The organism is Pseudoalteromonas simplex, assembly GCF_015278155.1.
GTDB classification, from domain to species: Bacteria; Pseudomonadota; Gammaproteobacteria; order Enterobacterales; family Alteromonadaceae; genus Pseudoalteromonas; species Pseudoalteromonas simplex.
Map to the genome: position 1 here is coordinate 350671 of NZ_JADILN010000001.1, position 13115 is coordinate 363785.

General features: G+C 42.3%; 7 protein-coding genes. 5 read left to right on the top strand and 2 right to left on the bottom strand.

The genetic code is table 11. The annotated features are described in order from the left end of the window. Positions 1-35 precede the first annotated feature (35 nt). Complete coding sequence (locus tag IRQ78_RS01580; protein ID WP_138600131.1) at positions 36-737, top strand: M15 family metallopeptidase; 702 nt, start codon at positions 36-38, stop codon at positions 735-737. A gap of 256 nt (positions 738-993) precedes the next feature. Here IRQ78_RS01580 and IRQ78_RS01585 read toward each other — a convergent pair whose 3' ends face one another. Next, on the bottom strand, positions 994-1488 hold the full coding sequence (locus IRQ78_RS01585; RefSeq protein WP_194441168.1) for a hypothetical protein: 495 nt from the start codon (positions 1486-1488) through the stop codon (positions 994-996). Between the two features lie 127 nt (positions 1489-1615). On the opposite strand from IRQ78_RS01585, the gene IRQ78_RS01590 reads away from it, so the two are divergent. Then, a complete protein-coding gene (locus IRQ78_RS01590; RefSeq protein ID WP_194441169.1) occupies positions 1616-5620 on the top strand; it encodes a rhombosortase-dependent M36 family metallopeptidase in 4005 nt (1334 codons plus the stop codon). Positions 5621-5944: 324 nt separating this feature from the next. On the opposite strand, the gene IRQ78_RS01595 is transcribed toward IRQ78_RS01590, so the two are convergent. Beyond that, positions 5945-8110: a M3 family metallopeptidase gene (locus IRQ78_RS01595; protein WP_194441170.1), complete on the bottom strand. Its 2166-nt coding sequence runs from the start codon at positions 8108-8110 to the stop codon at positions 5945-5947. A gap of 432 nt (positions 8111-8542) precedes the next feature. On the opposite strand from IRQ78_RS01595, the gene IRQ78_RS01600 reads away from it, so the two are divergent. The 3 genes from IRQ78_RS01600 (at position 8543) to IRQ78_RS01610 (ending at position 13076) form a co-directional block, all read left to right on the top strand. After that, positions 8543-9874 (top strand): dihydroorotase, encoded by a 1332-nt coding sequence (locus IRQ78_RS01600; protein ID WP_194441171.1) that lies wholly within the window; start codon positions 8543-8545, stop codon positions 9872-9874. A gap of 11 nt (positions 9875-9885) precedes the next feature. Continuing rightward, complete coding sequence (gene folE2 / locus IRQ78_RS01605; protein ID WP_194441172.1) at positions 9886-10770, top strand: GTP cyclohydrolase FolE2; 885 nt, start codon at positions 9886-9888, stop codon at positions 10768-10770. Between the two features lie 146 nt (positions 10771-10916). Then, positions 10917-13076, top strand: coding sequence for a S46 family peptidase (locus tag IRQ78_RS01610; RefSeq protein ID WP_194441173.1), 2160 nt, complete (start codon positions 10917-10919; stop codon positions 13074-13076). The last annotated feature ends 39 nt before the right edge of the window (positions 13077-13115 follow it).

Here is a 13115-nt window from a genome sequence, read left to right on the forward strand (position 1 = left end):
AGTGAACGTTATTAAGTTATTTATGGAAAACCAAAATGGCATTCACTTTTTTGACTCGTTTAACTAAATCCATTTCCTTGTTAAGTATTGCTGTTATTTTAACAGGCAATGTTTATGCAGACTCAAGCGATGATAAACGTAGCGAATTTGTGGATGTTGGTGCTTTGCTACCTAATGCTGTGTTAGATATTCGTTATTTTGGCCATCACAACTTTGTTGGCAAACCAGTTGATGGTTACAACGCGCCAAAATGTTTATTGCACAACAGTGCTGCTACAGCCCTTAAAAAAGTGCAAGTAGCAGCGCAAACCCAAGGCCTGAGCTTGAAAATATATGATTGTTATCGCCCGCAGCGCGCTGTTGATCACTTTGTACGTTGGGTTAACGATTTAGAAGATACCCGCACTAAAGCTGAGTTTTATCCAAACTTAGGCAAAGACAAACTGCTTGGTGATTACATCGCTGCTAAATCGGGTCACAGCCGTGGTTCAACGATTGATTTAACGTTAGTTGATGCAAAAGGCGAAGAGCTCGATATGGGCTCACCATTTGATATGTTCGACACTCTTTCTAACACCGACGACCCACGCATTAGTGCAGAGCAAAAAGCCAATCGATACAAATTAAAAAGCCTGATGACTGAGGCCGGCTTTGCGCCTTATTCAATGGAATGGTGGCATTTTACTTACAAACCGCAAGCATACCCCGCAACCTATTTTGATTTTGTGGTGGAGTAGGTAAAACAGCTTAAAGCTTTCAGCTGTAAGTTTTAAGCCGAAAGTGTTGTTTTTGAATGTTGAGTTAGCTTGATTAAATGGCGTTGAATGTTAGACACGCCATGCAAGCATGACGCCTACGGTTTGATGTAGGCGTGAAACTTGTTTCACGCGTCTGACAGCTCCTTCTAGAACCTAGCGCATCATGACGCGGGCTAAACCCGCTGCTACAGGCTGACAGCTTCTTCACGTTGGGTTTCGCTGCGCTCTACCCAACCTACATCACCTCTTTTACCGGTGAATAATCAACTTTAATTTCAACAATATCGACATTGGCATTTTGTTTAAAAGCGTTTTGCACTTGCAGTAAATCAGTGTCTTTTTCTGCAAGGTAACGGTAGCTTTTGTTGGTCATTTTTTTCAGCGCATATTGACTGCTAAGCTCTACCGGTAAGCTATTTTCTTTTAGCGTTAAGTAAATTGCACCCGTTGCAATGCCGCGCTCTTGCATTGCGTGATTAAAGACTTCTGTGCCCTTGGTTAAAGTAGGTGCATCAAAGGTAATTTTTTCGCCATTATTACTAAAAGCGTTCGTAAATTTTTGCTTGTTGATTTCGACTGATTTTTTAACATCTTTAACTGAGATTTGTTCTTTTTGTGAACTGGTTGTTGGTTGTTGTACTGTATCTTGCTCGCTTATTTCATTTTTTTGACAGCCAGTCATTAGAGCTAAAGTCAATATAATGAATTGTATTGTAAGTGTTTTTTTCATACCTCACCTGTTTTTTTGTTACTTTTTTTTACAATTAATTCTGTTTTTTAATTGTTCTATTAGGTACATTGGAATTGGTTATGATTGTTAACCGAAAATAAAAATATAACAATAGGGAACGTAAATAATGTCACAATTTAAAGTAACAGCAGTTGCTACTATGGTAACGGCTATTTTGGCATCATCTCAAGTACAGGCAAGCGAACAAACTCGTTTTTATAATACTTCAAGCGTTAGCTCACAAGTGCAATTCAACCCCCAAGTATCTCAACAACGTGCATTAGCTGAGCGAAGAACTGTTTCGGGTCACAAATCAATTTTCGATGAGCAGTTAGGTAAAGCTACGTTCTTATGGAAAGCAGTTGGTCAAGCTAAACCTGATATGGCGATGGTGCTTCCTGAGCAACGTAATGCCTATGCTGCAGATTTTTATTTAAATGCCTTAACGGGTGTTAGCACTGCGAAAAAAGGTTTTTCAAGTGCTGTATTAACAGATTTATCTGAGCAAAAACTTGGCTCAATCACAGCTAAATACAAGCAAAAAGTACTCGGCGTTGAAGTTTTCAACCGTGAATATAACCTGATTATGGACAAAGAGCATAATTTAGTTGCTGGCTCTGGGTATTTCGCAAATAAAGTGACGAGTTCAGTTGCTCCTCTAGGTGAGTTCACAAGTGCTGAGCAAAGCATTAAACGTGCAATTAAAGAACTTGCTGATATCAATGTGTCGTTAACTAAGTCAACTGAGCAAGGCGACTATGTTAAATATACTGTGTCTAACCAAAGTGGTGACAAAGTTGTATTAGGTCAGCCACGTGCTAAGAAAGTATTCTTTGAAGTAGCGGGTGAGCTGCAATCTGCATACTATGTTGAAGTAGAAGTTGCTGATAAAAACAGCCTAGAAAGCGATTACTTCAGCTACGTTATTGGTGCGCAAAACAGCAAAGTTTATTTCAAGAAAGACTTAAAAGCACACGCGGCAGACTTTAACTACCGTGTATGGGCTGACGAAGATGGTTACCCGTGGGAAGGTCCACACGGTGACGTGATCCCAGCTGATGGCCCAGATCAAATTGATGAAACTGAAATCCTAGATGCACCACTTGTAAGCCTGTCTTACTACAAAAAATTAAGCACGATGGATCCATGGCTTGCTGATGATGCTACAACAACATCAGGTAATAACGTATTTGCTTATGCTGATGTTATCGCACCACAAGGTTTTACAGAAGGTGACTTCACAGCTGAAACCACATCAGATTACACATTTGACTACCCTTATCAAGTTGATCAAGTAGCAAACAGCTACGACAACCGTAAAGCAGCTATCGTTAACTTGTTCTATATGAACAACTTCTTACACGATTTCTTCTATGACCATGGTTTTGACGAAACATCAAATGTTGCGCAAGTATCAAACTACGGCCGTGGTGGTGTAGAAGGCGACCCTATCGAAGCGCAAGCGCAAGATAATAGCGGTTTAAATAACGCTAATATGGCAACCCCTGCTGACGGTGCAAGCCCACGCATGCAAATGTATTTATACAACTCGAAAGATGCGAAAGTGGGTGTAGATTTTGGTGTGGTTGTTACATCTGACGAATCAATTGGTCTTCTAGAGTCTTCTAAAGTATCAGGCTTTGGTCAAATGCAATTTGCTGATATCGCAGGCGAAGTTGTTCGTCTAGTTGATGGCGATGATGCCGATTCTGGTAGCGTAACAGATGGTTGTCAACCAGCAACAAATGCAGCTGAACTTGCTGGCAAAATTGCGCTAGTTGATCGTGGCTCTTGTAACTTCACAGCAAAAGTACTACACGCTCAAGAAGCGGGTGCAATTGGTGCAATCGTTGTAAACAACAACCCTGATACAGATGAACCAGCGCCGATGGGCGGTGAAGATGATGCCGTTATCATTCCTAACATGGGTCTGAACTATGCTGACGGTCACGCACTTTACGATGGTATCGCTGCAGGCGACACTGTTACTGTGAACATGTTCAACAAAGCAACGTTAAAAGACGGTACGCTAGATAACGGTATTATTGCTCACGAATGGGGTCACTACATCAGTAACCGTTTAGTGGGTAACTCATCAGGTCTTATCAACTTCCAAGGCCGTGCGATGGGCGAAGGTTGGGGTGATTTCCACTCACTTATGTTCATTGCTAAAGCTGATGACATTAACATTCCAGGTAACGACAAGTTCCAAAAAGCCTACGGTAGCGGTACTTTCGTAGAAGATTTCTACTACGGTATCCGTCGTGTTCCATATTCAACTAATATGGAAGTAAACCCGCTGTCTTTCCGTCACATTACTGAAAATGAAGGTACTGATGTAGGCATTGCACCAACAAGTGTTGCTTCACCACACGCAGCAGGTGAAATTTGGGCAACTATGCTTTGGGAAAGCTATGTAGCACTTATCAACGAGCACGGCTTTGAAGACGCACAAAACCGCATGGCTAACTACTTAGTTGCTGGTTACAAGCTAACTCCTGTTGCTCCGCTATATACAGAAGCACGTGATGCTATCTTAGCTGCAGCGTACGCAGTAGACCCAGAAGATTACAAACTAATCTTAGGTGCATTTGCTAAGCGTGGTATGGGCTTAGGTGCTGTAGCACCAGAGCGTTTCAGCGAAGATTTAACCGGTGTTGTTGAATCAGACAAAATGAAACTTGCTAGCTTCACATTGAAAGATGTGGCAATGAATGCAAACTACAACGGTGCTGAATTAGGTTATTGTTCAAACGATAACGTGCTAGATAAAGGTGAAACAGGCACATTAACTGTTAGCATCATGAACACAGGTAGTGAAGTACTAACGGGTACACAAGCACAGTTAACAGTTGTTAGTGGTCACGATGTAACGTTCGAAAATGATGGTTTAATTACATTCGACGATACAAACCCGTATGCTTCACAAACAAGCGCGCCTATCACGTTTACGCTAAATGATGCAGGCACTGCTGATACACTTGAAATCGAAGTGTCATTCCCTGAACTGTCTGCTGATGACGAAATTGTTGAAGCAGCAACCGATAAAGTATCTTATCTTGTGAACATGGACTTTGAAGATAAAGCACCAGTTAGTTCACAAACTGCTGACGATATGGAAATTGCAGGTGCATCATTACGTGACTGGAAAGAAAACGTAATGACAGGTGATGACCTAGCCGTTGGCACGCAAAGCATGGCAAAAGGTGGTTACGTTCCATTTTTTGATAGCTTTGGGTTTGGTCTTGGCGAGCAAACCATGTACCTAAATAATAATGACTTCCAGTCTGATGTTGCAATCGAATCAAGAGAGTTTGATATCGGTTTTGCGGGTGACTTTGAAGTTTCATTCTGGCACTTCTACCTAATCGAAAACGAGTGGGATGGTGGTGTTGTAGAAATCAGCGTAAACGGCGGTAACTGGGTTGATGTTACTGAAATGGGCGGTACATTTGATGTTGGTTACGATGGCCCTCTAATCGAAAACGACGCGCAAGCACTACAAGATCGCGATACCTTCACAGGTAACAATGTTGATGAAAACGATGTGTATGGTAACTACGAAACAATTCGTTTCGGAACTGAACTAAACGGTAACCGTGCCAAGCTTCGTTTCCGTATTTCATCTGATAATGCCGTTAGTAGCTTTGGCTGGTGGATTGATAACGTAACTGTGAGCAATGTAACGACACCAATCTTCTCAAACGTGATTGCTGGTGATACATTCGCTTGTGATAATGCACTACCATTACTTTCGGTATCAGGTGATGCGACAGTGTCTGAGTCAGCTTCAGGCACATTAACAGCAACAGCGTCAGACCGTAACAGTGATGACACACTAAGCTATGCATGGACGCAACTAAGCGGCACAACTGCAACACTTACAGGTGCTGATACTGCGACTCTAGGCTTCACGCCTGGTGCTATCTCAAGTGATGACGAGTTAGTATTTGAAGTAACAGTGAGCGATGGTACAGACTCTGTATCTGAGCAGTTCACTGTTGCCGTAACTAACGAAGCTGAACAAGAAGAAAGTAATGAAGAGAAGAAATCTAGTAGCGGTAGCTTTGGTTTCTTAACACTACTACTTGCACCACTAGCGCTTATCGGCCGTCGCCGTAAACGTAAATAAGACTTTTAAATAGTGATAACAAAGCCCTTACAGTTCGCTGTAAGGGCTTTTTTGTTTATAAGTTAGCGAGAGTAAAGTTAGCGAGGGGAAAGTTAGCAGCGACTTTACATCGCGTCCTAGAGCCCAGAACCTAGCACCTTTTCGTAGGCGTGAAACTTGTTTCGCGCGTCTGACCGCTGATAGCTGAAGGCTGACAGCTTCTTAATGTTGGGTTTCGCTGCGCTCTACCCAACCTACGTGGAGAGTCAACAGGTTGAATGCTGTGGGGTTATAAACACTCGATAACCCCACACTTCTGACTTACAGCTTAAAGCTTAAGGTCAGCTATTGAACGGTTGCTTTTAGGCCGCGGCGTTTTAATAATGCTGATGTGTCTGGCTCTTGACCGCGGAATGCTTTGTACGATTCCATTAGGTCACGTGAGTTACCGACTTCTAAAATTTCTTTACGGTATTTATCACCGATTTCACGTTTTAGACCGCCTTGCTCTTGAACAAAGGCAAAGGCGTCTGCCGCTAAGATTTCACTCCACATATAAGCATAGTAACCCGCTGAGTAACCGCCGCCCATTGAGTGTGAGAAGAAGGCTGACTTATAACGAGGTGGTACAAATGCTACATCAACTCCATGTTTTGCAAGCGCTTGTTGCTCAAACTTTTCAATGTCTTGTAAAGGAGCATCAGCTGAGAGTGAATGCCATTCCATATCAAGTAGTGCAGCAGCAACGTATTCTAGGGTATCAAAACCTTGGTTGAAGCTACGTGATTGAATTACTTTTTTCAGTAGCTCATCAGGAATTGGCTCGCCAGTTTTATGGTGTTTTGCATAGTTAGCGATAACTTCAGGGTACATGGCCCAATCTTCTTCAAATGTTGATGGGAACTCAACGAAGTCGCGTGATACTGAGGTGCCAGATAGAGTAGGATACTTCACGTTTGAGAACATGCCGTGTAAGCCATGGCCTAGCTCGTGGAAGATCGTTGTTGCTTCATCATAACTGATAAGCGTAGGTTCGCCATTCGCGCCTTTTTGAATGTTCATTACGTTTACGACAACTGGCTTTTGTTCCTTAAGGCCAGATTGTTTAACGAAAGAAGTCATCCATGCACCACCACGTTTACCTTCACGCGCGAAGTAGTCAGCAAAGAAAATGGCTAAGCTTTTACCATTTTCATCAAATAACTCATAGGCTTTTACATCCGGGTGATAAACCGGAATATCGTTACGTGGTTTAAAGGTGATACCGTATAAACGGTTCATGGTGAAGAATACGCCGTCTTCTAAAACACGGTTGAACTCGAAATATTCTTTCACTGCATTTTCGTCAAGGTTGTATTTATCTTTACGCACTTGCTCTGCGTAGAATAACCAATCCCATGGCTGTAATTTGAATTGCTCACCTGACTCATCAATCTTAGCTTGAATTGCAGCGGCCTCAGCGTTGACGTTCTGCATTAATGCAGGGATCATACTCGCAAACATATCAAATACAGCTTGTGGTTTTTTCGCCATTTGCGACTCTAAACCAAAATCAGCCCAGCTATCGTAACCTAATAGTTTCGCTTTTTGAGCACGTAAGTGAGCAAGTTCTGCCACGATATCACGGTTACTATTTTCGCCCGATAATGCACGCTCAGCTGATGCACGCCATACTTTTTCACGTAAATCGCGGTTTTTCAGTGTTGCCAGAATAGGCTGACGCGTGGTGTTTGTGATCTTAATTAGGTATTTGCCTGGATGGCCAGCTTCTGCAGCGGCATTGGTAAGCTGCTCAATTTGACCTGCTGGTAAGCCCTCAAGCTCTGCTTTGTCATCCACTAAAACAACATTTGTTTTAGTCAGCGCTAATAAGTTTTGTGAGAACTGAGTTGTTAAGCTCGAGTGCTTTGTATTGATATCACGAATTTGTTGTTTTTGCTCTGCACTTAATTTTGCACCAGCACGCACAAAACGTTTGTAGTAAACGTCTAATAAACGCTTTTCTTCAGCAGTTAAGGCAAGGCTGTCAGCTTCGCTGTGAATAGCCGCTACTTTCTCAAAAAGTGCTTTATTTAAGAAAATGTTGTCGCTATGAGCCGCTAGTTTTGGCGCTAACTCTTTTTGTAATTCACGACGTGCCGGGTTTGAATCCGTACCCGCTAAGTTATAAAAAATACTGCGTGTGCGTGTTAATAGCTCACCACTTTTCTCAAGCGCAACAATCGTATTGGCAAAATCAGGCTTTGCTGGATTGTTGATAATAGCTTGCACTTCAGCCATTTGCTCAGACATGCCTTTATTAAATGCCGGCATGAAATGTTCATCTTTAATCGCACTGAAATCAGGCGTTTCGTATTGTAATACGCTTTTCACAAACAGTGGGTTAGCTTGCTCATTTGCAGCAACAGGCGCTGATTGCTCTGATTTAGGCGTTGATGTTGTTGTTTGCGGTTCTGAACAGGCTGTGAGTAACAGCGCAGAACTGATCGCGGTTGCGATTAGGTGTTTCATAGTTTTTCTCTTGTCATTTTTAAAATTAAATTGTGTCGATATAACCTTGCACATACGTTTTATAAGCTCTTGATTTGCATAGCGGTTAAAACGAATTACAAAAAGTGCTACAAAAAAGCACTTATATGAGGCAGGTATCACCATGTGATCAATGAGCCCAGCATACTGTGTCTTATTACAATTGACCTCATACGTTGCGATAAGGTGATTATTGGCTGCGATAAGCCGTTAAAATTCTCTAAGATCGGAAAGCCACTTATAACTTTACAGCTTAAATAGCTCGACCCAATTGATCTTTTTGACTCATAACAGTGTCCAAATAAAAACTTTGTGGTATGTTATATTGTAACAATTTAGTCTGCAATCAATCTTGCCATGGAGTGCATTTTTTTACGATAAGTTGCAAATGTTGCTGAATAAGCAAGGAGTCATATGGCTATCATAATCAAACACGCCTGCGTTGTTAATGAAGGACAGCGCGAATTAAACGATGTACGAATTGTTGGTAATCGAATCGCTGAAATTGCCAAAGATATCAGTGCCAAGGCCAATGATGAGGTAATTGATGCAAGCGGTCTGTTGCTATTACCAGGCATGATCGACGATCAAGTTCATTTTAGAGAGCCAGGCCTTACTCACAAAGGCACGATTGCCAGTGAATCTGCCGCTGCAGTGGCCGGTGGCATTACAAGTTTTATGGAAATGCCCAATGTCTCACCTTCGACTACCACGGCAAAAGCACTTGCAGATAAATACGCGATAGCGGCGCAAACGAGCGCTGCGAATTATGCGTTTTACTTTGGCGCAACCCCAGACAACCTTGATGAAATTAAAGCTCTTGATGCTAAAAATGTATGCGGCGTTAAAGTGTTTATGGGAGCATCAACAGGTGATTTACTGGTTGAACACCCACATGCTCTAGAGGCCATTTTTCGGGAAAGCCCAGTACTCATTGCAACCCATTGCGAGCAAGGGGAGGTTATTCAACAAAACCAGCGCCGAATAGAAAAACGCTATGGTGAGTTACGAATAGAACATCACCCGTTAATTCGTGATGAGTTAGCGTGTTACGCATCATCATCGTACGCCGTATCGCTGGCAAAACGCTATGGCTCGCAGCTGCATGTTTTACACCTTACAACAGCAAAAGAGCTAGAGCTATTTAGTAACGCACCTATAGAGCAAAAACACATAACCGCCGAAGCTTGTGTGCATCATTTGTGGTTTAACCAAGATGATTACACACACTATGGCAATCAAATTAAATGTAACCCTGCCATAAAATCTGAGCAAGATCGCCAAGCGCTACTCGCAGCAGTACGCGATGGTCGCATTGATATTATTGCCACCGATCATGCACCTCATACTTGGCAAGAAAAGCAGCAACAATACAGCGCTGCACCAGCTGGCCTCCCGCTCGTCGAGCATGCATTACTATCGTTACTTGAGCAGGTAAAACGTGGTGCGTTGAGCCTAGAGCAAGTCGTTGAAAAAACAGCGCATAACGTGGCAAAGCGATTTGCTATCGAAGATCGAGGGTTTATCAGAGAAGGTTATTTTGCAGATTTAGTCCTGGTTGACCCAAGCGCAGAAAAGCACGTTGAGCACACAAACACACATTACTTATGCCAATGGACCCCTTTCAATGGCACTACTTTTTCACACCGAATAACACATACCTTTATAAATGGTGAGTGTGTCTTTGATGGACAGCACGTAACCCCGCACAAGCAGGCCGCTAAGGCCTTAACATTCAATCGTTAAAAGAAGTTGATATGCAATTACCCGATATTACCTCGCACTCTAATGTAGATTTTCAGTCGCCTTTAAAATGGGTTGGCATGGAAAAAATAGCATTGCCTTTGAAACTTGCACAACCTCATGTTGATGTGCACCTGAATGCCAAAGCCGATATTTTTGTTAGCCTTGATAGTGATGCTAAAGGCATTCATATGTCGCGTCTTTATTTATTACTTAATCAGCTATTGGCTAATCAAAGCTTATCGACTAAGCGTATTAACGAGTTTATGGAAGCCGTTTTAGCATCACAAAAAGGCTTAAGTAAAGGCGCAAAACTGGTGCTGCATTTTGATTTACCCGAGCTAAAACCAGCACTCCTTAGCGACAATGCCGGATACAATGCTTACCCTGTTGTTTTAACGATAACTAAGAAGCAGTCGATGGCTATCAACTTAAAAGCTGATATAGCCTACAGCAGTACCTGCCCGTGTTCAGCGGCATTATCGAGGCAGCTTTTGAGCGAAGCAGTCGATAAGCAATTTAGTGATGAGCATATAGATAAAGCCTCTTTACTCAATTGGCTTGCAAGTGAACAGGGCTCAATTGCAACTCCTCATAGCCAGCGCTCTTACGCTTATATTGATGTCACTTTTAGTAGTGAGAAGCTACCTGATATTGGCGGCTTTATCACAGTATGTGAGCAAGCCATAGGCACCCCTGTACAAACCGCCGTAAAGCGTGAAGATGAGCAAGCATTTGCCGCCCTTAACGCAAAAAACTTACTGTTTTGCGAAGATGCAGCAAGGCGATTAAAGCAGTGTTTCGAAGCCATGCCGGGTATTGCTGATTACCAATTTAAGGTTGAACACCAAGAAAGCTTACATGGCCATAATGCCGTGGTTCATGAATCTAAATATTAAGACTCATGAGTCTAAGTGTTAGGCTCATGAACCTAAAATGGTTTACAAATTTTGACATTAGCGGTCGCAAAATATTGCTATTCATTTTCACAATGATAATGATACGAGCGCTAAAAATGATAAACATAATAATATAAAGGACGACTATGCGTTTTAAATTTATTGCTGCTGCAGTGGGTCTCGCTGTAGCAAATGTTGCTGTTGCCGACGAAGGCATGTGGCAGCCTCACCAGTTACCAGAGCTTGAATCAGTGTTAAAAGCGAAAGGCTTGAGCATTGATGTAGAGTCAATTTCAAAATTAACTGAGTTCCCGATGAACGCGGTAATTAGCCTTGGTGGATGTACTGCTTCGTTTGTTTCACCAAAAGGCTTAGTTGTAACTAACCATCACTGTGCCTATGGTTCGATTCAATATAACTCGACCACCGAGAATAATATTTTAGAAAATGGCTTTTTAGCTAAAACAACAGGCGAAGAAGTGCCTGCAGCGCCGGGTTCTCGTGTTTATGTAACCGAGGAAGTGGTTGAAGTAACTGATAAAGTAAACCAAGGTACTGAAAAGCTAACCGGTAAAGCACGTTTTGATGCTATTCAAGCAAATGAAAAAGCACTTGTTAGTGAGTGTGAGCAAGACCAAAGCTACCGCTGTAATGTGTATACTTTCCACGGTGGTCTTGAGTATTACCTTATTAAATCGCTAGAAATTAAAGATGTACGTTTAGCGTATGCACCTGCTATGGGCGTCGGTAAATACGGCGGTGATATAGATAACTGGATGTGGCCGCGCCACACAGGTGATTTCTCGTTCTATCGCGCGTATGTTGGCAAAGATGGCAAGCCTGCTGAATATTCAGAAGACAACGTGCCGTACCAAAGTGATGCGTTTTTAAAAGTAAGCGCTAAAGGCGTTCAAGAAGGCGATTTTGTGATGGTGACCGGTTACCCAGGCAGCACAAACCGTTACCGTATTTCGCCTGAAGTTGACTATGTGTTTAACACGGCCTACCCATTAGCGCGTAAGTATAATTCGAAATATGTCTCGTTAATCGAAGAAAATGCACCAGAGGGTTCAGAGGCACGTATCGCTTACGAAAGCACGATTGCGGGTTATAACAACTACATTAAAAACTACGGTTCAATGATTGAGAGCTTTAACAAAGGGTCAATGTATAGCCGTAAGCAACAATTCGAAAAAGATCTCACCGCGTGGATCAATGAAGATAGTAAGCGCAAAGCTAAATACGGACAGGTACTTGCTGATTTATCTGCGCTAGTTGCACAGTCGCAAGAGCATAACCAGCGTGACCGTATGTTAGGTTACGTACACCGCTCACAAATGATTTCAACTGCTCGACGTTTATACCGTTTAGCTTACGAAAAACAAAAGCCAGATGCTGAGCGCGAAAGCGGTTATCAAGAGCGTGATATGCCACGTATCGAGTCTCGTTTAAAAAGCATGAGCCGTCGTTATGATGAAGCCGTAGATAAAGCTATTTTACTGTATTTTATTGAGCAGTATGCAGCATTACCTAAAGACGAGCGAGTTGCAGAGGTTGATAAAGCACTGGGTCTAACAAACGGTTTTGATAAACAAAAACAACAAGCCATGCTTGATGATATGTATGCTAAATCGGTTCTTGCAGATGAAAGCAAACGTTTATGGATGGCAGATCTTGACCTTGCTCAGTTAAAGCAAAGTAGCGATCCATTTATTCAATATGCGCATGCAATTTTTGCGGTCACAAAAGATATTGAAGATGCGAAAAAAGAACTGGCTGGTAAACAGCAAGCTGCTCGCCCTGCATTAATGGAAGCAATCATTGCTTATAACAAGGCACTTAATAAGCCTGTTTATGCAGACGCTAACAGCACCCTGCGTGTAACTTACGGTACGGTAGGCGGCTATTCACCGCAAGATGGCTTAGTGGCAACCCCCTTTACATCGTTAGAAGGACTACTTGCTAAAAACACCGGTGTTGAACCATTCAACTCACCAGAGAAACAAAACGAGTTAATTAAGCAAAAGCTTTATGGCGATTATACCGGCGGTATGAATACTGTTCCGGTTAACTTTTTATCGAACGTAGATACCACAGGTGGTAACTCAGGCTCTCCAACGTTAAACGGTAATGCTGAGCTCGTTGGTTTATTATTTGATGGTGTTTACGAAAGCATTATTGGTGATTGGGATTACGATGAGAACTTAAATCGCTCAATTCACGTTGATTCACGATACATGTTGTGGGTAATGGATAAAGTTGATAATGCTCAAAACCTACTTAAAGAGATGACTATCGTTAAGTAATCTAAGTTTAACGTTAATTTTAGCATTAAAATGCCAGTC

What these genes read in the sequence shown, in the direction of transcription:
- IRQ78_RS01595 (WP_194441170.1), bottom strand. Translation starts at nt 8,110, where the DNA reads ATGAAACACCTAATCGCAACCGCGATCAGTTCTGCGCTGTTACTCACA.
- IRQ78_RS01590 (WP_194441169.1), top strand. Translation starts at nt 1,616, where the DNA reads ATGTCACAATTTAAAGTAACAGCAGTTGCTACTATGGTAACGGCTATT.
- IRQ78_RS01580 (WP_138600131.1), top strand. Translation starts at nt 36, where the DNA reads ATGGCATTCACTTTTTTGACTCGTTTAACTAAATCCATTTCCTTGTTA.
- IRQ78_RS01610 (WP_194441173.1), top strand. Translation starts at nt 10,917, where the DNA reads ATGCGTTTTAAATTTATTGCTGCTGCAGTGGGTCTCGCTGTAGCAAAT.
- IRQ78_RS01600 (WP_194441171.1), top strand. Translation starts at nt 8,543, where the DNA reads ATGGCTATCATAATCAAACACGCCTGCGTTGTTAATGAAGGACAGCGC.
- IRQ78_RS01585 (WP_194441168.1), bottom strand. Translation starts at nt 1,488, where the DNA reads ATGAAAAAAACACTTACAATACAATTCATTATATTGACTTTAGCTCTA.
- folE2 (WP_194441172.1), top strand. Translation starts at nt 9,886, where the DNA reads ATGCAATTACCCGATATTACCTCGCACTCTAATGTAGATTTTCAGTCG.